An 18,662-nucleotide genomic window follows, 5' to 3' on the forward strand; every position below is an offset into this window, starting at 1 on the left:
ACCACCCCCGCCCTGTGGGTGTGTAACCCGGGGCTCACGCTCGGGGGCGCGGGGGGCATATACCCCACCCCGGGTGTGGGGGGCGGGGGCCGGGCCCCCGTGGACGGTGCGTCCACGGGGCCCGGAGCGGGGAAACGCGCTGGCAGGAGCCGTTGTCAGTGGCCACCGGTAGGTTCAGGGATACAAGTGATCGCTTACCGGAGGTTGTTGACGTGACCGACACCGACATGCTGCCCGCGTCCTGGCGTGGCGTCCTCGGCGAGGAGCTGGACAAGCCCTACTTCAAGGAGCTGACCGACTTCGTCGAGGAGGAGCGGGCCAAGGGGCCGGTCTACCCGCCGCGCGAGGAGGTCTTCGCCGCGCTCGACGCCACGCCGTACGACCAGGTGAAGGTCCTGGTCCTGGGCCAGGACCCGTACCACGGCGCGGGGCAGGGGCACGGCCTGTGCTTCTCGGTCCGGCCCGGGGTGCGGACGCCTCCCTCCCTGCGCAACATCTACAAGGAGATGAAGGAGGAGCTGGGCCTTCCGGTGCCGGACAACGGCTATCTGATGCCGTGGGCCCGGCAGGGGGTCCTGCTGCTCAACGCGGTGCTGACGGTCCGCGAGGGCGAGGCCAACTCCCACAAGGGCAAGGGCTGGGAGAAGGTGACGGACGCGGTGATCCGCGCCGTGGCCGAGCGGCCCGACCCGGCGGTCTTCGTGCTGTGGGGCGCCTACGCGCAGAAGAAGCTCCCCCTGATCGACGAGGAGCGCCACGTGGTGGTGAAGGGCGCGCACCCCTCGCCGCTGTCGGCGAAGAAGTTCTTCGGGTCGCGTCCGTTCACCCAGATCAACGAGGCGGTCGCCGCGCAGGGCCACACGCCCATCGACTGGCGCATCCCGGACCTCGGCTGAGAGCGGATGTCCGTCATGACGGTTAGCGTGAGGATCGTCGGAGTGAGGTGACGGGCAACCGGAGGCGGCAGTGGCGGAGCAGCGGCAGACGTCGGCGGAGACCGTCCTGACCAGGATCGGGCAGGCGGCCATGCTGCTCCACGGCGGTGACCGCGAGGAGGCCCGCAATCGCTTCGGCGAGCTGTGGGCGGAGATCGGCGAGTCGGGGAAGGCGTTCGACCGCTGCACGCTGGCGCACTACATGGCCGACACCCAGGACGATCCGGGGGACGAACTGGCGTGGGACCTGCGGGCGCTGACCGCCGTGGAGGGGCAGGACACGGGCGCGGGGGAGTGCTCGCCCGCCGCCCGCGCGTTCCTGCCGTCCCTCCATCTCAACCTCGCGGCCGACTACCTCGAACTCCAGCGGCCGGAGGCGGCGCGGCTCCATCTCGACCGGGCACGGGACGCGGCGGACGCGCTCGGGGCCGCCGGATACGGGAACGGGATCAGGACGGGCATCGACCGGCTGGAGCGGCGGCTGGCGAGCGGTGCGTGGGGGAGCGCCGAACGGGGGGAGTGAGCCGCGGCGGGCATGAGGGGGCGAGGTCAGGGGGTTCGCGCCCGCCCGCAGAGGCGGGCCTGCGGGCTGTCGGCCGGCCAGCGCCCGTACCCCTCGCCCAGGGCACAGACCTCGCTGAGGGTCGGTACGGACGGCAGCGACGCCGGCAGCCGGTGCTCCGGCTGTTCGTGAACCCGCTCCCGGGGACGTACCGGGCCGGGGTCCGGCGGGGCCGGGGGGCGTTCCGCGTCCGCCGGCCGGGCGCCGCTCCCGAAGCCGGGGCCGGGGCCGGGAGCCTGGCGCCGTGGTCCGGAGGCGGCGGAGGCGTCCGGCGCCGGGGGCCGGGTGGGGGCGATCCGCTCCAGGGTCTCGTCGCCGGGGGACTGGACGGCCTGGGGTTCCGCGCCGCCCGGGCCGGGTGACGGGACCGCCGCCGCGGGCGCGGGCCGTAGCTCCTGCGCGGGCCGCGGCTCCACGGCCACACAACCGGAGACGGCCGTGACCGCCACGCCCATCAGGGCCATCGCCACATTTCTCGTTCGCTGCACGCGCGCAACTCTGCTGGGCGCGGGACGCCGTTGGCGAGCGGAAGCGCGCGCCATGGCTCGTACGGGTGAGGCCGATCGGGGGTCGGCCGCGGCCCTGTTGACGGATCGACGCCACCGGCGGCGCGGCGCCGTGCGGGGGGTCAGTCGCCCGTCGTGCCGTCCAGGCGTTCGCGCAGCAGGTCGGCGTGGCCGTTGTGCCGGGCGTACTCCTCGATCATGTGCGTGTAGATCCAGCGGAGGTTGAACGGCTCCCCGGTCGCCCGGCTGCGCTCGCCCGTGCCGCGATGGTCGAGCGGGAGCGGCGCGGCCACCTCCCGCGCATGGGCGATCTCGGCCTGCCAGGTCGCGTACGCCTCGTCCCAGGTGGCGTCCTCGCCGGGGTGGAGGTCCCCGTCCGGGTCGGCGTCGGTGCAGTAGAGGGACGGGGCCTTCTCGTCGCGCAGCCGGTTGCGGAACCAGGAGTGCTCGACCTCCGCCATGTGCCGGACGAGACCGAGCAGGCTGAGGTCCGACGGCGGTACGGTCCTCTCCCCGAGCTGTTCCCCGGTCAGTCCGGCGCATTTCATGGCGAGGGTCCGGCGGTGGTACGCGAGCCAGCCCTCCAGCATTTCGCGTTCGCCCCCGAGAGGGGAGGGCGCGGCGCGGTCGGGAAGGGCCGGGGAGGCGGTGCCGGGGCCGGTCTCGGAAGTCGTCATGGCGGCCATCCTCACGTACGGCCGCCGACCGCGGCCACTTGTTATCCGGCGGGGTTCCCCGGCCCGGCGGCCGTGCCCGCCGACGGTACCGCGTCGCCCAGCATGCCGCGCAGCAGCTCGGCGAAGCCGCGGCGCAGCTCGTCCAGGGAGGGCACGGCGCTGTGGTACGAGCCGGCCGCGCAGGCGAACATCAGCCCCTCGCACCACGCCACCAGCGAGAGCGCGTGCCGTTCGGGCTCCGCGGAGCCCGCCGCCGCCATCATCGCGACCAGCGGTTCCCGGAACTGGGCGCCCGTCGCGTCGTAGAAGGCGCGCAACTCGGGGCGCCGGGTGGCCTCCAGCGCCAGTTCGTAGCGGGCGATGAGCAGATCGGGGTGGCGGGTCAGATACCGGTGCAGGGCCAGTGCCAGCGCGTCGACGGGCCCGGCCGCGCCGCCCATGGCCGCGGGCATCTCGTCCGGGGTGAGCACCCGCATCTCGCGCTCCGCGTGGCGCCGTACGGTCGCCTCAAGCAGCGCCTGCCGGGTGCGCGCGTGGTTCGAGGTGGAGCCCTGCGGGAGCCCGGCCCACTCGTCCACCGCCCGGTGGGTGAGTCCGCGCATCCCGCGCTCGACGAGCAGGGCGAGGGCGGCGTCGGCGATCAGCTCCGCGCGGGCCGTACCCGGGGCGCCCGAGGCGCCCGGGGCGCCCGAAGCGGCGGGGGTGTGCGAGGTGTCGGAGGTCTGCGAGGTGTCGGAGGTGTCCGACGTGCGGGTGGGGCGTGTCGTGCGTGGGGGCATGGCACCAATCTATCCCCCTCACTACGCCTGTAGTACGCTGGCCGTGTCAGTCACTACACCTGTAGTTCGCGCCGGGAAGGCGCGGCGAGGGGAGGAGACGCCATGCACCGGTCCAGGGCCGTCGTCATCGGTGGAGGCATCGGCGGACTGACCGCCGCCGTCGCCCTGCACCAGCGGGGCTGGGCGGTCACCGTCCTGGAGCGGGCCCCCGCGCTCTCCCCGGTCGGCGCGGCCATCGGCCTGATGCCCAACGCGCAACGCGCGCTCGACACCGTCGGCCTCGGCGACCGGGTCCGGGACCTCTCCGCCTGGCAGGGCGCCGGCGGACTCCGTACCCCCGGTGGCCGCTGGCTGAACCGGATGGACGGGCAGGCGGCGGCGGAGCGGTTCGGCGGTCCCCTCGTCCTGCTCCACCGCGCCACGCTGGTCGGGATACTGGGCGACGCGCTCCCCGACGGGGTCGTCAGAACGGGGGTCGCCGCCACGCTCGCCGACCCCGGCTCGGGCCCCGGCGCCGACCCCGGCTCAGACCTCCGCTCCGACCCTCGCCCCGGCCGCAGGACCGCCGTCGTGGACACTTCGGAGGGCGCCCTGGAGGCCGAACTCGTCGTCGCCGCCGACGGCATCCACTCCGCCGCGCGCCGGGCGCTCTTCCCCGGCCACCCCGGGCCCGCGTACGCCGGGTACACCACCTGGCGCGTGGTCGTCCCACCGCCCGGAGCGCCCTTCGCGCCCCACGAGACCTGGGGCCGGGGCCGCCTCTGGGGCACGCAGCCGCTCAAGGACGGCCGGGTGTACGCGTACGCCATGGCCCTGGGGCCCGCCGGCGGCCACGCCCCCGACGACGAACGGGCCGAGCTGCGCCGGCTCTTCGGCGACTGGCACGACCCCGTACCGCGGATCATCGAGGCCGCCGCACCCGAGGGCGTGCTGCGCCACGACGTCCACGAGATGCGCGTACCGCTGCCCGCCTACCACCGCGGCCGGGCCGCGCTGCTCGGGGACGCCGCCCACGCCATGCAGCCCACCCTCGCCCAGGGCGGCAACCAGGCGATCGAGGACGCCGTCGTCCTCGCCCACCACGCGGGACCGGGCACCGGCGCGCCCGCCGGGAGCGGTCCCGACCTCGCCGCCTACACCGCGGACCGGCTGCCGAGGACCACCGCGATCGTCCGCCGGGCGCACCGTACGGGCCGACTGCCGGGCATCGACGGCAGGGTCACCGCGGCCCTGCGCGACCATCTCGTCGCCGGGGTCTCCCGGCTCGTCCCCGGGCTCGTGCTGCGGAACTTCGACTCCATCGCCGACTGGTCCCCTCCGGCGCGCACGTATGCTTCCGGGACACCGCACGAGCACCGGGGATGACGCACGGACAGCGGGGGCGGCCCATGGACCGGGCGCGCCCGGTCCGCGTCCCCGGACCGCGCGGAGCACGGAACCCCACCGTGGAGCACCGCACTCCACCCACGCCAGGGAGACCCACGTGAAGGTCGGCTGCATCGGGCTCGGCGACATCGCGCACAAGGCGTATCTGCCGGTGCTCACCACCCTGCCCGGGGTCGAGCCGCACCTCCAGACCCGCACCCCCGCCACCCTCGCGCGCACCGCCGAGACCTTCCGCGTCCCCGCCGCGCAGTGCCACACCGATCTGGACGCGCTGCTCGCCCAGGGGCTCGACGCCGCGTTCGTGCACGCCCCGACCGCCGCGCACGCCGGGATCGTCCGGCGGCTGCTGACGGCGGGTGTGCCCACGTACGTCGACAAGCCCCTGGCGTACGAACTGGCCGACGCGCGGAGCCTGGTGGAGCTGGCCGAGGAGCGCGGCGTCAGCCTCGCCGTCGGCTTCAACCGCCGCTTCGCGCCCGGCTACGCCCAGTGCCTGGAGCACCCGCGCGAGCTGATCCTGCTCCAGAAGAACCGGGTCGGGCTCCCGGAGGACCCGCGCACCTTCGTCCTGGACGACTTCATCCATGTCGCCGACACCCTGCGCTTCCTGCTGCCGGGCCCCGTAGAGCACACCGACGTGCGGACGAGGGTCAGGGACGGCCTGCTGCACCATGTCGTCCTCCAGCTCTCCGGCGACGGCTTCACCGCGATCGGCATGATGAACCGGCTGAACGGCTCCACCGAGGAGATCCTCGAAGTGTCGGGGCAGGACACCAAGCGGGCCGTCCACGATCTCGCGACGGTGATCGACCACAAGGGGCAGCCGAGCATACGGCGGCGCGGCGACTGGGTGCCCGTCGCCCGTCAGCGCGGCATCGAGCAGTGCGTGCTGAGCTTCCTGGACGCCGTACGGGCGTCCACCCGGCTCAGCGCACAGGACGCTCTGCGGACGCACGAGCTGTGCGAACGGGTGGTACGCGCGGCCCTGGACCAGGCGGCCTGAGCGACCGTACGCCCTCCACCGCGAGCGCGAGCGCCAGCACGGCGAGCGCCGCGTACACCGCCCAGTCGCCCAGCCTGGCGTACGGGGTCGTGCCCGTCGCCAGCGGTACGTCGAAGACGGCGGCGGTGGAGCGGTCCGTACCGAGGGTGCCCCCGACCCGCCGCCCGTCCGGGCCGAAGACCGCGCTGACCCCGGTGAGCGTGGCGTGGACCATCGGGCGGCCGTTCTCCGCCGCCCGCAGCGCCGCCAGCGACGCGTGCTGTCCGGGCGCCCAGCTCCCCTGGAACGACGAGGTGGACGACTGCGCGACCAGCACCCGCGCGCCCGACGCGACCAGCCGCCGGCTCAGATCGGGGAAGGCCGTCTCGAAGCAGATCAGCGGTCCGAAGCGCAGCTCCCCCTCCGGACCCGGCGCCGTCATCACCGTCTGACGGGTGCCGCGCACCCGGTCCTCGCCCGCCGCCCTGCCCACCGAGGTCGCCCAGCCGAGAGCGGCGCGCGCCGGTATGTACTCCCCGAACGGGACCAGACGCATCTTGTCGTACGTATCACCGGTCGGCCCGTCGGGTCCGACGAGGACGCTCCGCTTGAAGATGCCCGTACGGCCCGAGGCGTCCGTGCTGCGCGCGTCCACGTTGACCAGGATCTCCGCCCCGACCGTACGGGACAGCTCGGCGAGCCGGCCCGCGAGATCGGGGCGCCCCGCCAGATCCGCCCCGACGCTGCTCTCGCCCCACACCACCAGGGCGACGCCCTGCCCGGCCAGCGTGCGGGTCAGGGCCTCGCCGCGCGCGAAGCGCCGTTCGACGGAGTCCGCACCGCCGATGACGCCCGGCTGGACGACCGCGATCCGGGTGTGGCCCGCGGGTTCGGTACGGGGAGCCCACGCCGCCACCGACCCGACGGCGAGCCCGCACACCGCCAGGGCGACCACCGCGGTGATCCGCGCGGCGGCCACCGCGATCAGCAGCGTCAGCGCGGTGTTGACCGCGACCACCAGCAGGCTCACCAGCCACACCCCGCCCACCGAGGCGAGCCGCAGGGCGGGGGAGACCTCCCACTGACTGGCGCCGAGCAGTCCCCAGGGCCCGCCCAGCCCCTCCCAGGACCGGACCAGCTCGATCACCAGCCACCCCGAGGGCACCACGGCGAGCGCCCCGGCCGCGCGCCCCGCGGAGGGCGCGGCGTCGCCCAGTGCGGAGCGCACCAGCCACCCCCAGGGCGCCCAGAGCAGCCCGAGCAGCCCCGCCAGCAGCACGATGAAGACATGCAGACTCGGCATCAGCCAGTGGTGCACGGCCACCATGAACCCGAGCCCGCCCAGCCAGCCGTCGAGCGCGGCCCTGCGGGGCGTGGGGGCGCTCCGTATCAGCAGCATCCAGGGCACCAGCGCGACATACGCGAGCCACCACAGCGACGGCGCGGGGAACGCGAGCGCGGAGAGCGCGCCCGCCGCCACCGCCGCCGCCCCGCGCCACCACGGCGACGCCGGGCCGGGGGTGTGGCGCGCTCGCTCCCGCCGGCCGACCGTGGTCCCCGTCACCGTGCCTCCTCGCCGAGTCCGTCCCGGGGACCCTTCCCCGCGCAGCGGCGGCGAAGCGGGATCAGGGGGTGGCGGGGTCCGCGCCGCGCCGCCACTTCTCGTGGACCGTGACCGTACGCAGCCACCACCGCGTGTCGTCGCGGAGCAGCCCGAACGTGAGGGTGCCGCCGCGCAGCAGGTCCGCGCCGGAGGTGTGGCGCAGCGGGGTGAGGTAGTCGGCGCGCACCTCGGCGCGGTCGGCGGTGTAACCGCCCAGGTCCTGGAGGCGCAGCCGCCGGTTGACGATCAGGTGCTGGCGTACCGGATAGGGCCGCAGTGTGCCGGCCAGCCAGTCCGCGATCTCGGCCGCCGGTCCTTCGATCCCGCCCGCCGCGGTGTAGTCGGCGCGGCCGTCCGGGGCGAACAGCGACCGGAACCCCGGCCAGTCCGCCTCGTCCACGGCGACCGCGTAGCCGGTGATCACCTCATCGATGGCGAGCCGGTCCATCACGGTCGCGAGGTCCACACGCTGTGTCATCGGTTCAGTCTCCGGCAGGGAACGCCGCAGGCCAAGAGGCGCGCACAGCGGGAGCGAAAGGAAAAGCCCCCGGATGGTCCGGGGGCTGTGCGGTGCGGCGGCGGACGGATGCCGACCGGAGGCGCCGAGCGTGCTAGGCGGCCTGGTCGATCTCGTCGTGCAGGGCCGCGGCCCACTCCAGCAGGAGGACTTCGTACGCCTCCGAGGGCCACGTTCCATCGGCCGCGTCGACGAGGGCGCGGATCCGCTCATTGGCCGCGACGGCGCCGGAGGCCGGGACTGCGGATGCGGAAGAAGAGGACATGGCCCAAGCGTAGGGGCATCCAGGGGGCGCACAGTGCCGTTCCGGGAGCGTCCTTGCTCACACTCGTGGTAGGCAACCCCTTACACATCCGGACGTCGTTTTATGTGCATGTGATGTCTTTATGGGTATATGACCATTGAGATGTGACCTCTGTGAGGAGGTTCGGATGAAGACCGAAGCGGAGTTCTACGCGAGCGACCGGCCGCTCCACCCGAAGCTGCCGGAGGACCGGCCGCGCGGCGGGGGCCCGAAGCGGCCCCTGGTGCACACCGGCACCTGGAGCATCGTCGCCATCGTGGCCGTGGTCGTCCTGGTGATCGCGGTCGGGATCGTGCTCTTCCCCTGATCCGACGGCCCTGATCCGCAGACCCTGATCCGCCGGCCGCCCGGTTTCCCCGCCGGGCGCCGGGATGTGCGCGCGGTCAGCCCGCCGACTCGCCCGCGTGCGGGCTCAGGGTGTCCGTGCCCACCAGGACGAAGATCGCGATGCCCAGCAGGATCCGGTAGATCACGAAGGGCATGAAGCTCTTGGTGGTGATGAACTTCATGAACCATGCGATAACGGCGTAACCCACGGCGAAGGCGACAAAGGTGGCGAAGATCGTCGGCCCCCAGGAGACATGCCCCTCGCCCGCGTCCTTCAGCTCGTACGCGCCCGACGCCAGCACGGCGGGGATCGCGAGCAGGAAGGAGTAGCGCGCCGCCGCCTCGCGGGTGTACCCCATCAGCAGACCGCCGCTGATGGTCGCGCCCGAGCGGGAGACGCCCGGCACCAGCGCCATCGCCTGGCAGAAGCCGAAGATCAGGCCGTCCCTGACGCTCAGGTCCTTGAGCGACTTGCGCTCCTTGATCGCGCGGTGCTTGCCGCCCGTCTCGTCACGGGCCGCCAGCCGGTCGGCGATGCCGAGGACGATGCCCATCACGATCAGCGTGACCGCGATCAGCCGCAGATCCCGGAACGGGCCGTTGATCTGGTCCTTGAGCGTGACCCCGAGGACCCCGATCGGGATCGAGCCGACGATGACCAGCCACCCCATCTGGGCGTCGTGGTCGGCACGCATCGTCTTGTCCGTCAGCGAGCGGAACCACGCCGAGAGGATGCGGGCGATGTCCTTCCGGAAATAGATCAGCACGGCCGCTTCCGTACCGATCTGGGTGATCGCGGTGAACGCCGCGCCCGGATCGTGCCAGCCCGCGAACACGGCGGTCAGCCGCAGGTGCGCGCTGGACGAGATGGGCAGGAACTCGGTCAGCCCCTGGACGAGCCCCAGGATGAATGATTCGAACCAAGACATGGGAGTACGACGCCATCCAAAAGATGATCAGGCACCGGCCGGCGCGAGGGCGGCGCGATGAGCGGCGGTGTGCGGCAGGGGACGGGCGGGGGTCGCGGGGCGGACGGTGCGGGCTGACGGGACGGACGTGGAGTCGCCCATACGGAGGAGAGAGGGAGGGCCTGTGCGTGCCGGCTCCTCCTCGGCGGGGCGCCGTGGAGGTGGATTCATGGCACGTCGAACGACCCCGTTCAGGTACAAACTATGGCGATCTCATCGTCCCGGGCGTGGGCAGCGTAGCGCCTGCGGGTGAACGGACAGCGGCAAGGATCTGACGCCCCGGGGTCCGCCGCGCGGCGCGCGCCCGCTCCACGCGCCGCCTCTGATAGCGCGTGCCGTCCCGGGAAACCCCCACACCGGTGAAAACAGGGGGAGGGCAACCTCACAGTCGCGCGCCCTGCTGCGCGGTGAGAGCGCTGTCCTACGATCACGCCATGACGGTCCTCAATGACGACGGGCTCTCCCTGGCAGCCGAGTTCCCCGACGCGACCCGCGAGCAGTGGCAGGACCTGGTGTCAGGTGTGCTGCGCAAGTCGGGCCGCGACGTCGCGGGGACAGCGGCCGAGGAGGCGCTCTCCACCCCGCTCCAGGACGGGTTGTCCACCCGTCCGCTCTACACGGCGGACGACGCCCCCGCCGGAGCCGCCGGCGGCTTCCCCGGCTTCGCGCCGTTCACCCGTGGCGGCAGGCCGATCGGCGGGGCCGTCGCCGGCTGGGACGTACGCCAGCGGCACACACGCCCCGACCCGGCCGCGACCAACGAGGCGGTCCTCTCCGACCTGGAGAACGGGGTCACCTCCCTGTGGCTCGCCGTCGGCGAGGACGGGGTGCCCGTGCCCGCGCTGGGCGCCGCGCTCGACGGTGTCTATCTCGACCTGGCGCCCGTCGCGCTCGACGCGGGCGACGAGTTCACCGCCGCCGCCCAGGCGTTGCTGAGCGTCTACGACGAGCGAGGAGTGGCCCGCGAGGCGGCGCGCGGCACCCTCGGCGCCGACCCCGTCGGCCGGTTCGCCCGTACCGGACGGGAGGTGACGGACCGTACGGCCGAGGCCGTCGCGCTCGCCGCGCTCTGCGACCGCGACTACCCGGGCCTGCGCGCCATCGCCGTGGACGCCCTGCCGTACCACGAGGCCGGTGCCTCCGACGCGCAGGAGCTGGGCTGTTCGCTCGCCACCGGCGTCGGCTGGCTGCGCGACCTCACCGCGGGCGGGCTCTCCGTGGACGCCGCCTGCCGACAGCTCGAATTCCGGTACGCGGCCACCGCCGACCAGTTCCTGACCATCGCCAAACTCCGCGCCGCCCGGCGGCTGTGGGCCCGGGTCGCGGAGGTCAGCGGCGCCGGTCCCGCCGCCTCGGCGCAGCGTCAGCACGCCGTCACCTCGGCGGTGATGATGACGCGTCGCGACCCCTGGGTGAACATGCTGCGCACCACGGTCGCCGCCCTCGCGGCCGGGGTGGGCGGCGCCGACTCCGTGACCGTACTGCCCTTCGACCACGCCCTCGGGCTCCCCGACGCCTTCGCCCGGCGGATCGCCCGCAACACCTCGACGATCCTCGTGGAGGAGTCGCACCTCGGCCGCGTCATCGACCCGGCGGGCGGCTCCTGGTACGTCGAACGGCTGACCGACGAACTCGCCCACGCCGCCTGGGCCTGGTTCCAGGAGATCGAACGGGCCGGCGGCCAGCGCGCCGCCCTGCGCTCCGGGCTCGTCGGCGAACGGCTCGCCGCCACCTGGGCCGAGCGGTCCACGAGGCTCGCCCGGCGGCGCGAACCCATCACCGGCGTCAGCGAGTTCCCGCAGCTCTCCCAGGACCCGGTGGAGCGCGAGGCGCCGCCCGCGCCGCCCACCGGCGGACTGCCCGTCGTCCACCGCGACGAGGCGTACGAGGAGTTGCGGGCCCGCTCCGACGCCCACCTCGCCGCCACCGGTGCCCGGCCCCGTGTCTTCCTCGCCGCGCTCGGCCCCGCCGCCGCGCACACCGCCCGCGCCACCTTCGCCACCAGCCTCTTCCAGGCGGGCGGCATCGAACCCGTCCAGGACACGGTGCCCGCCGACGCGAGCGCCGCGGCGACCGCCGCCGACGCCTTCACCCGCAGCGGGGCGGGCATCGCCTGCATCTGCTCCAGCGACGCGCTCTACGCCGAGAGCGCCGCACCCGTCGCCGAGGCGCTCAAGTCGGCGGGCGCGCAAAGGGTGTTCCTCGCCGGGCGACCCGGCGAACAACGTGAGACCTTTGTACGGGCCGGGGTCGACGACTTCGTCGTCGCGGGCGGCGACGCGATCGCCGTACTCACCTCGGTCCTCGACCGTTTGGGAGTGGCGTGATGGGGATCCCCGACTTCTCCGGGATCGAGCTGGGACCCGGCGACAGCACCGGTGCCACCGCGGACCGGTGGCGCACCGCCGTCAAGGAACAGACCGGGAAGAGCGACGACGACCTGCGCTGGGACACCCCGGAGGGCATCGCCGTCAAACCGCTCTACACGGCCGAGGACCTGACCGGGCTCGACTTCCTCGGCACGTACCCGGGGATCGCGCCGTATCTGCGCGGCCCGTACCCGACGATGTACGTCAACCAGCCCTGGACCATCCGGCAGTACGCCGGGTTTTCCACCGCCGAGGAGTCCAACGCCTTCTACCGGCGCAACCTCGCCGCCGGGCAGAAGGGCCTCTCGGTCGCCTTCGACCTGCCGACCCACCGCGGCTACGACAGCGACCACCCCCGGGTCACCGGCGACGTCGGCATGGCCGGGGTCGCCATCGACTCGATCTACGACATGCGCCGGCTCTTCGACGGCATCCCGCTCGACCGGATGAGCGTGTCGATGACGATGAACGGCGCCGTACTGCCCGTACTGGCCCTGTACATCGTCGCCGCCGAGGAGCAGGGCGTACCGCCCGAGAAGCTGGCCGGGACCATCCAGAACGACATCCTCAAGGAGTTCATGGTCCGCAACACCTACATCTATCCGCCGAAACCCTCGATGCGGATCATCTCCGACATCTTCGCGTACACCTCGCGGAAGATGCCGCGCTACAACTCCATCTCCATCTCCGGCTACCACATCCAGGAAGCCGGTGCGACGGCCGACCTGGAGCTGGCCTACACCCTCGCGGACGGGGTGGAGTACCTGCGCGCCGGACTCGGCGCCGGACTCGACGTGGACGCGTTCGCGCCCCGGCTCTCCTTCTTCTGGGCCATCGGCATGAACTTCTTCATGGAGATCGCCAAGTTGCGGGCGGCCCGGCTCCTGTGGGCCAAGCTGGTCAAGAAGTTCGACCCGCAGAACGCCAAGTCGCTCTCCCTGCGCACCCATTCGCAGACCTCCGGCTGGTCGCTCACCGCGCAGGACGTCTTCAACAACGTCACCCGCACCTGCGTCGAGGCGATGGCCGCCACCCAGGGCCACACCCAGTCGCTGCACACCAACGCGCTGGACGAGGCGCTGGCCCTGCCCACCGACTTCTCCGCCCGTATCGCCCGCAACACCCAGCTCCTCATCCAGCAGGAGTCCGGCACCTGCCGCGTCACCGACCCGTGGGGCGGCAGCGCGTACGTCGAGAAGCTCACCTACGACCTCGCACGCCGCGCCTGGCAGCACATCGAGGAGGTCGAGGCGGCCGGCGGCATGGCGCAGGCCATCGACGCGGGCATCCCCAAGCTCCGGGTGGAGGAGGCCGCGGCGCGCACCCAGGCGCGGATCGACTCCGGGCGCCAGCCCGTCATCGGCGTCAACAAGTACCGCGTCGAGACCGACGAGAAGATCGACGTCCTCAAGGTCGACAACTCCTCCGTACGCGCCCAGCAGATCGAGAAGCTGCGCCGGCTGCGCGCCGAGCGCTCCGAGTCCGCCTGCCAGGACGCGCTGCGCGCCCTCACCGCCGCCGCCGGGGCCGGCCCCGGCCCCGGGCTCGACGGCAACCTGCTCGCCCTCGCGGTGGACGCCGCCCGCGCCAAGGCGACCGTCGGTGAGATCTCCGACGCCCTGGAGAAGGTGTACGGGCGCCACTCGGGCCAGATCCGTACCATCGCCGGTGTGTACCGCAACGAGGCAGGCAGCTCCCCGGCCGTCGAGCGCACCCGCGCCGCCGTCGAGGACTTCGAACAGGCGGAGGGGCGCCGCCCCCGCATCCTGGTGGCCAAGATGGGCCAGGACGGCCATGACCGCGGTCAGAAGGTGATCGCGACCGCCTTCGCCGACCTGGGCTTCGACGTGGACGTCGGCCCGCTGTTCCAGACGCCGGGCGAGGTGGCCCGGCAGGCGGTCGAGGCCGACGCGCACATCGTCGGCGTCTCCTCGCTGGCCGCCGGGCACCTCACCCTCGTCCCGGCGCTGCGCGAGGAACTGGCCGCCGAGGGCCGGGAGGACATCATGATCGTCGTCGGTGGGGTCATCCCGCCCCAGGACATCGAGGAGCTGCGCCGGGCGGGCGCCGCCGCGGTCTTCCCGCCGGGCACGGTGATCCCCGACGCCGCGCACGAGCTGCTGGTCTCGCTGGCGGCCTCGCTCGGCCACGACGGCCCGGGGGCGGAGCCCGTCGACGGGGCCGCCGTGTCCGGGCCCACCGCCGACGAGCGGTGAGCGCGTGGCGCCCCGGATCGACATCGACACCTACGCCAAGGGCGTGCTGGACGGCTCCCGTTCGCACATCGCCCGCGCCATCACCCTGGTGGAGTCCACCAGGACCGACCACCGCGCCCTCGCCCAGCGGCTGCTGACCGAGCTGCTGCCGCACTCGGGACGGGCCCGCCGCATCGGCATCAGCGGCGTGCCCGGGGTCGGCAAGTCGACCTTCATCGACGCGCTCGGCACCCTGCTCACCGGCCTCGGCCACCGGGTCGCCGTCCTCGCCGTCGACCCGTCCTCCAGCCGGACCGGCGGCTCCATCCTGGGCGACAAGACCCGGATGGAGCGGCTCGCCGTGGACCCGGCCGCCTTCGTGCGCCCCTCGCCCACCGCGGGCACGCTCGGCGGCGTCGCCAAGGCCACCCGCGAGACCGTCATCGTGATGGAGGCCGCCGGGTACGACGTCGTGCTCGTCGAGACCGTGGGCGTGGGGCAGTCGGAGACCGCCGTCGCCAACATGGTCGACTCCTTCCTGCTGCTCACCCTCGCGCGCACCGGCGACCAGCTCCAGGGCATCAAGAAGGGCGTCCTGGAACTGGCCGACGTCATCACCGTCAACAAGGCCGACGGCCCGCACGAACGCGACGCCCGCTCCGCCGCCCGCGAACTCGCGGGCGCGCTGCGGCTGATGCACCCGGTCGACGCGGCCTGGACACCCCCGGTGCTCAGTTGCAGCGCCCGCGAGGGGACCGGGCTCGACACGGTGTGGGAACGGCTCGAACAGCACCGCCGGGTCCTGGAGGCCGACGGCCGTCTCGCGCGCAAGCGCAGCGACCAACAGGTCGACTGGGCCTGGGCGATGGTCCGTGACCACCTCCTGGACCGGCTCCGCGAGCACCCGGGGGTACGGGAGGTGGCGCCCGCGCTGGAACGGGAGGTACGGGAGGGCACGCTCACCGCGACGCTCGCCGCCGAACGGATCATCGCGGCGCTCGACCTCCCGTGACCCCGCCCGCCGGGTCCACCGGGACCGTCCCGAGGGAACGCCCGCGCCGTACCCGATACTGGACGGCATGGTCCACGACGACGAACCCGTGCTGCTCGGCCGGGCGGGCGGTACGGCCCGTATCACGCTGAACCGCCCGCGCGCCCTCAACGCCCTCACCCACCCGATGGTGGTGACCGTCGCCGCCGCACTGGACCGGTGGGAACGGGACCCGGACGTCACCGCCGTGATCCTCTCCGGCGCGGGGGAGCGCGGGCTCTGCGCGGGCGGCGACATCCGCGCCATCCACGAGGACGCCCGTACCGGAGGCAGCGCCTCGCCCGCCTTCTGGCGCGACGAGTACCGGCTCAACGCCCGGATCGCCCGCTTCTCCAAGCCCTTCGTCGCGCTGATGGACGGCATCGTGATGGGCGGCGGCGTCGGCCTCTCCGGCCACGCGGGGGTGCGGATCGTCACCGAGCGGTCCGCCCTCGCCATGCCCGAGACCGCCATCGGCCTCGTCCCCGACGTCGGCGGCACCTATCTGCTGGCCCGCGCGCCCGGCGCACTCGGCACCCACCTCGCCCTCACCGGGAACACCGTGGGCCCGGCGGACGCGCTGCTGTGCGGACTCGCCGACCACTTCGTCCCCGCCGGGCGGCTGACCGCGCTCAGTGAGGCGCTGGCCGCCCCCGGGGTGCGGGACGCGGCGGACGTGACGGAGACGGTCCTGCGGTACGCGGCCACACCCCCCGGGGGACGGCTCGCCGAGGACCGCCCGTGGATCGACGCCTGCTACGCCGCCGACTCGGTGACGGAGATCGTCGACCGGCTGCTGGACAGCGGACTGCCCGCCGCGAAGGACACCGCGCAGACCCTGCTCTCCCGCTCACCGACGGCCCTGAAGGCCACCCTCGCCGCGATGCGCGCGGACGGGCCGCCCAGCACCCTGGAGGAGGTGCTCGACCGCGCCTACCGCGCCTCGTGCGCCGCGCTCGCCCACCCCGACCTGGTCGAGGGGATCCGCGCCCGGGTGATCGACAAGGACCGCGCCCCGCGCTGGTCCCCGAAGGAGCTGGCGCAGGTCACGGAGGCGGACGTGGCACGGTTCTCGGCCCCGCCGCCCGGCGGCGACCTCGGACTCGCGGAGGGCACGGCGCACCTCGGCCCCTGACGTCCTACGGGCGGCGCCCCGGGAGACGGTGCCGCTTCCGCCAGGCGAGGACCCCCGCCGCCACCGCCGTGACCACGATGAACCCCGTCGCCACCAGGAACGCCGGGGACGTCGGGGAGTCCGCCCGGCTGCCCGCGATCACGTACGCCGCGGTGTTCGGCACCGACCCCACCGCCGTCGCCAGCAGGAACGGCGCCGCCCGCATCCGGGAGACAGCGGCGCAGTAGTTCGCCGCGGCGAACGGCACCCCGGGGAAGAGCCGGATCGCCAGCATCGACCGGAAACCGTGGCCGCTGAGCTGGCCGTCCGCCGCCTTCAGCCAGCGGCCCCGCAGCAGGGGCCGCAGCGCCTGCTGGCCCAGACACCGGCCGAGCGCGAACGACGCCCCGGCCGCCAGCACCGTCCCGCCGAGCGCCGCCGCCAGCCCGAACACCGAGCCGAAGAGCGCGCCGGCCGCGAGATTGAGCAGCGGACGCGGGACGAACGCGGTGGCACACAGCCCGTACGCCACGGCGAACAGCGCCACGGCCGGGCCCCCGCCGAGCTGGGCCGGCCAGCCGTCCGCGAGCAGCCGCTGCGGCTCGTACAGCACCACCACGGTGGCCGCAGTGCCCAGCACGACGACCAGCACGGCGAAACGGAACCAGGGCGAGAGCAGCGCTCCGGAACGGTGGTCAGCGACAACAGGGCCTTGGTCCGGGGAGGACCGGGGGACGGTGTCGAGCATCCGGGGAGACTAGCCGACCCGAGGGAAGCGCGACGTAAAGTGTGGCGCACGTCGTACCGCACGCCGCACGCCGCCCCACCCGCACCCTGTCCGCCACCGGGCCGCCCGCCCGCCCCGGACGCCAACTGCCGGGCCGCGGAAAACCATTCGACGCGGCGCCCGCCATGGGACAGGATCAGCCCCATGTTCCGGTACGCCTTCCTCGCAGCGCCGTCCGCAGTCGCGGACGCGCCGAAGGCTGCCGCGCATCCGACAGCGGCACCGCTCGCAGCAGCAGCGGCCGCGGCGCCCCTCGGCGGCGCCCGAAGCTGACCCTTCCCGGAACGTCCGGCGGACCCCACAGGGGGAGGGTCGGCAAGGCCCAGGGGTCCCGCTCACGCTTCGAAAACCAGGCAGGAACCATGCCCAAGACGGCATACGTGCGCACCAAGCCGCACGTCAACATCGGCACCATGGGCCACGTCGACCACGGCAAGACCACCCTGACCGCCGCCATCACCAAGGTCCTCAGCGACCGGGGGACCGGCACCTTCGTGCCCTTCGACCGGATCGACCGGGCCCCCGAGGAGGCCGCCCGGGGGATCACCATCAACATCGCGCACGTCGAGTACGAGACCGACACCCGGCACTACGCGCATGTCGACATGCCCGGCCACGCCGACTACATCAAGAACATGGTCACCGGCGCGGCCCAGCTCGACGGGGCGATCCTCGTCGTCTCCGCGCTCGAAGGGATCATGCCGCAGACCGCCGAACACGTCCTGCTCGCCCGCCAGGTCGGCGTCAACCACATCGTCGTCGCCCTCACCAAGGCGGACCTGGGGGACGACGAACTGACCGACCTGGTCGAGCTGGAGGTCCGCGAACTGCTCACCGACAACGGCTACGGCGGCGACGCCGCGCCCGTCGTACGGGTCTCCGCGACCGGCGCGCTGGCGGGCGAGCCACGGTGGACCGCCGCCGTGGAGGCGCTGCTCGACGCGGTCGACACCTATGTGCCGATGCCGGTCAGGTACACGGACGCGCCGTTCCTGCTCCCGGTGGAGAACGTCCTCACCATCACCGGGCGCGGCACGGTCGTCACCGGCGCCGTCGAGCGCGGCACGGTGCGCGTCGGGGACCGGGTGGAGGTGCTGGGCGCCGACACGGGACCGCAGACCACCACCGTCACCGGCCTGGAGACCTTCGGCAAGCCGATGGAGTCCGCCGAGGCCGGAGACAACGTCGCGCTGCTGCTGCGCGGCATGGCGCGCGACGCGGTCCGGCGCGGCCATGTCGTCACGGCGCCGGACAGCGTCGTCCCCCGCCGGCGCTTCACCGCACAGGTGTACGTCCTGTCCGCCAAGGAAGGCGGCAGGACCACACCGGTCGGCAGCGGCTACCGCCCGCAGTTCTACATCCGCACCGCGGACGTCGTCGGCGACATCGACCTCGGCGCGACGGGCGTGGCGCGCCCCGGGGACACGGTCACCCTGACCGTGGAGCTGGGCCGTGACATCCCGCTGGAGCCGGGACTCGGCTTCGCGATCCGCGAGGGCGGCCGGACGGTCGGCGCCGGCACCGTCACCTCGCTGCTGTGAAAGGGGCCGCGGGGCCGTGAACGGGGGGAACGGGGACCTGGGGGGGGCCACAAGTAAACGGTGAGAAAGCCAGAACCGAA

General features: G+C 73.6%; 18 protein-coding genes. 10 read left to right on the forward strand and 8 right to left on the reverse strand.

The annotated features are described in order from the left end of the window. Nucleotides 1-212: 212 nt before the first annotated feature. Entirely contained in the window at nucleotides 213-896 is a 684-nt protein-coding gene (locus ACFXPK_RS15010) for a uracil-DNA glycosylase (RefSeq protein WP_384991498.1), read from the forward strand. Between the two features lie 70 nt (nucleotides 897-966). Next, on the forward strand, nucleotides 967-1,458 hold the full coding sequence (locus ACFXPK_RS15015) for a hypothetical protein (RefSeq protein ID WP_385075351.1): 492 nt from the start codon (nucleotides 967-969) through the stop codon (nucleotides 1,456-1,458). A gap of 26 nt (nucleotides 1,459-1,484) precedes the next feature. Here the strand turns inward: ACFXPK_RS15015 and ACFXPK_RS15020 are convergent, their stop codons facing one another. The 3 genes from ACFXPK_RS15020 to ACFXPK_RS15030 all read right to left on the reverse strand — a co-directional run bounded on the left by ACFXPK_RS15020 (nucleotide 1,485) and on the right by ACFXPK_RS15030 (nucleotide 3,459). Next, on the reverse strand, nucleotides 1,485-1,985 hold the full coding sequence (locus tag ACFXPK_RS15020) for a hypothetical protein (RefSeq protein WP_385075354.1): 501 nt from the start codon (nucleotides 1,983-1,985) through the stop codon (nucleotides 1,485-1,487). 140 nt (nucleotides 1,986-2,125) lie between these two features. Beyond that, entirely contained in the window at nucleotides 2,126-2,680 is a 555-nt protein-coding gene (locus ACFXPK_RS15025; protein WP_385075357.1) for a DinB family protein, read from the reverse strand. Between the two features lie 41 nt (nucleotides 2,681-2,721). Next, nucleotides 2,722-3,459 (reverse strand): TetR/AcrR family transcriptional regulator, encoded by a 738-nt coding sequence (locus tag ACFXPK_RS15030; RefSeq protein WP_385075359.1) that lies wholly within the window; start codon nucleotides 3,457-3,459, stop codon nucleotides 2,722-2,724. 102 nt (nucleotides 3,460-3,561) lie between these two features. Here ACFXPK_RS15030 and ACFXPK_RS15035 point away from each other — a divergent pair, with 102 nt between their 5' ends. Together ACFXPK_RS15035 and ACFXPK_RS15040 are read left to right on the forward strand one after the other, a co-directional pair. After that, nucleotides 3,562-4,824: an FAD-dependent oxidoreductase gene (locus ACFXPK_RS15035; protein WP_385075362.1), complete on the forward strand. Its 1,263-nt coding sequence runs from the start codon at nucleotides 3,562-3,564 to the stop codon at nucleotides 4,822-4,824. Between the two features lie 118 nt (nucleotides 4,825-4,942). Continuing rightward, on the forward strand, nucleotides 4,943-5,848 hold the full coding sequence (locus tag ACFXPK_RS15040) for a Gfo/Idh/MocA family protein (RefSeq protein ID WP_384991484.1): 906 nt from the start codon (nucleotides 4,943-4,945) through the stop codon (nucleotides 5,846-5,848). Here ACFXPK_RS15040 and lnt read toward each other — a convergent pair. From lnt to ACFXPK_RS15055, 3 genes are all read right to left on the reverse strand, one after another. Beyond that, entirely contained in the window at nucleotides 5,772-7,391 is a 1,620-nt protein-coding gene (lnt, locus tag ACFXPK_RS15045; protein WP_385075365.1) for an apolipoprotein N-acyltransferase, read from the reverse strand. The two genes, ACFXPK_RS15040 and lnt, sit on opposite strands and share 77 nt — an antisense overlap. A 61-nt stretch (nucleotides 7,392-7,452) precedes the next feature. Further along, nucleotides 7,453-7,908, reverse strand: coding sequence for a nuclear transport factor 2 family protein (locus tag ACFXPK_RS15050; RefSeq protein WP_384991479.1), 456 nt, complete (start codon nucleotides 7,906-7,908; stop codon nucleotides 7,453-7,455). Between the two features lie 133 nt (nucleotides 7,909-8,041). Beyond that, nucleotides 8,042-8,212, reverse strand: coding sequence for a hypothetical protein (locus ACFXPK_RS15055; RefSeq protein WP_384991476.1), 171 nt, complete (start codon nucleotides 8,210-8,212; stop codon nucleotides 8,042-8,044). Between the two features lie 166 nt (nucleotides 8,213-8,378). Here ACFXPK_RS15055 and ACFXPK_RS15060 point away from each other — a divergent pair, with 166 nt between their 5' ends. Then, nucleotides 8,379-8,558, forward strand: a complete 180-nt coding sequence (locus tag ACFXPK_RS15060; RefSeq protein ID WP_384991475.1) for a hypothetical protein — start codon at nucleotides 8,379-8,381, stop codon at nucleotides 8,556-8,558. Nucleotides 8,559-8,634: 76 nt separating this feature from the next. Here the strand turns inward: ACFXPK_RS15060 and ACFXPK_RS15065 are convergent, their stop codons facing one another. Beyond that, nucleotides 8,635-9,507: an undecaprenyl-diphosphate phosphatase gene (locus ACFXPK_RS15065; protein ID WP_384991472.1), complete on the reverse strand. Its 873-nt coding sequence runs from the start codon at nucleotides 9,505-9,507 to the stop codon at nucleotides 8,635-8,637. A gap of 473 nt (nucleotides 9,508-9,980) precedes the next feature. Between ACFXPK_RS15065 and ACFXPK_RS15070 the strand changes: the two genes are divergently transcribed. The 4 genes from ACFXPK_RS15070 to ACFXPK_RS15085 all read left to right on the forward strand — a co-directional run bounded on the left by ACFXPK_RS15070 (nucleotide 9,981) and on the right by ACFXPK_RS15085 (nucleotide 16,275). Beyond that, complete coding sequence (locus ACFXPK_RS15070; RefSeq protein WP_385075369.1) at nucleotides 9,981-11,873, forward strand: methylmalonyl-CoA mutase family protein; 1,893 nt, start codon at nucleotides 9,981-9,983, stop codon at nucleotides 11,871-11,873. Continuing rightward, nucleotides 11,873-14,131 (forward strand): methylmalonyl-CoA mutase, encoded by a 2,259-nt coding sequence (scpA, locus tag ACFXPK_RS15075; protein ID WP_385075372.1) that lies wholly within the window; start codon nucleotides 11,873-11,875, stop codon nucleotides 14,129-14,131. Before ACFXPK_RS15070 ends, scpA begins: the two co-directional genes overlap by 1 nt. Before the next feature lie 4 nt (nucleotides 14,132-14,135). Beyond that, nucleotides 14,136-15,122, forward strand: a complete 987-nt coding sequence (gene meaB / locus ACFXPK_RS15080) for a methylmalonyl Co-A mutase-associated GTPase MeaB (protein ID WP_384991464.1) — start codon at nucleotides 14,136-14,138, stop codon at nucleotides 15,120-15,122. Between the two features lie 67 nt (nucleotides 15,123-15,189). Continuing rightward, entirely contained in the window at nucleotides 15,190-16,275 is a 1,086-nt protein-coding gene (locus ACFXPK_RS15085) for an enoyl-CoA hydratase/isomerase family protein (RefSeq protein ID WP_385075375.1), read from the forward strand. Between the two features lie 4 nt (nucleotides 16,276-16,279). On the opposite strand, the gene ACFXPK_RS15090 is transcribed toward ACFXPK_RS15085, so the two are convergent. Next, nucleotides 16,280-17,002, reverse strand: a complete 723-nt coding sequence (locus ACFXPK_RS15090) for a TVP38/TMEM64 family protein (protein ID WP_385075378.1) — start codon at nucleotides 17,000-17,002, stop codon at nucleotides 16,280-16,282. Nucleotides 17,003-17,403: 401 nt separating this feature from the next. On the opposite strand from ACFXPK_RS15090, the gene tuf reads away from it, so the two are divergent. Continuing rightward, nucleotides 17,404-18,582 carry an elongation factor Tu gene (gene tuf, locus ACFXPK_RS15095; RefSeq protein ID WP_385075381.1) on the forward strand — a complete coding sequence of 393 codons (1,179 nt, stop codon included), beginning with the start codon at nucleotides 17,404-17,406 and terminating at the stop codon, nucleotides 18,580-18,582. Nucleotides 18,583-18,662: the final 80 nt, after the last annotated feature.

Source organism: Streptomyces sp. NPDC059142 (assembly GCF_042755665.1).
Lineage (GTDB): Bacteria > Actinomycetota > Actinomycetes > Streptomycetales > Streptomycetaceae > Streptomyces.

Excerpts from the sequence above, each read along its gene's own strand:
- ACFXPK_RS15025 (WP_385075357.1), bottom strand. The coding sequence starts at position 2,680 with ATGACGACTTCCGAGACCGGCCCCGGCACCGCCTCCCCGGCCCTTCCC.
- scpA (WP_385075372.1), top strand. The coding sequence starts at position 11,873 with ATGGGGATCCCCGACTTCTCCGGGATCGAGCTGGGACCCGGCGACAGC.
- ACFXPK_RS15035 (WP_385075362.1), top strand. The coding sequence starts at position 3,562 with ATGCACCGGTCCAGGGCCGTCGTCATCGGTGGAGGCATCGGCGGACTG.
- ACFXPK_RS15050 (WP_384991479.1), bottom strand. The coding sequence starts at position 7,908 with ATGACACAGCGTGTGGACCTCGCGACCGTGATGGACCGGCTCGCCATC.
- tuf (WP_385075381.1), top strand. The coding sequence starts at position 17,404 with ATGCCCAAGACGGCATACGTGCGCACCAAGCCGCACGTCAACATCGGC.
- ACFXPK_RS15055 (WP_384991476.1), bottom strand. The coding sequence starts at position 8,212 with ATGTCCTCTTCTTCCGCATCCGCAGTCCCGGCCTCCGGCGCCGTCGCG.
- ACFXPK_RS15090 (WP_385075378.1), bottom strand. The coding sequence starts at position 17,002 with ATGCTCGACACCGTCCCCCGGTCCTCCCCGGACCAAGGCCCTGTTGTC.
- ACFXPK_RS15030 (WP_385075359.1), bottom strand. The coding sequence starts at position 3,459 with ATGCCCCCACGCACGACACGCCCCACCCGCACGTCGGACACCTCCGAC.
- ACFXPK_RS15085 (WP_385075375.1), top strand. The coding sequence starts at position 15,190 with ATGGTCCACGACGACGAACCCGTGCTGCTCGGCCGGGCGGGCGGTACG.
- ACFXPK_RS15065 (WP_384991472.1), bottom strand. The coding sequence starts at position 9,507 with ATGTCTTGGTTCGAATCATTCATCCTGGGGCTCGTCCAGGGGCTGACC.
- ACFXPK_RS15070 (WP_385075369.1), top strand. The coding sequence starts at position 9,981 with ATGACGGTCCTCAATGACGACGGGCTCTCCCTGGCAGCCGAGTTCCCC.
- ACFXPK_RS15060 (WP_384991475.1), top strand. The coding sequence starts at position 8,379 with ATGAAGACCGAAGCGGAGTTCTACGCGAGCGACCGGCCGCTCCACCCG.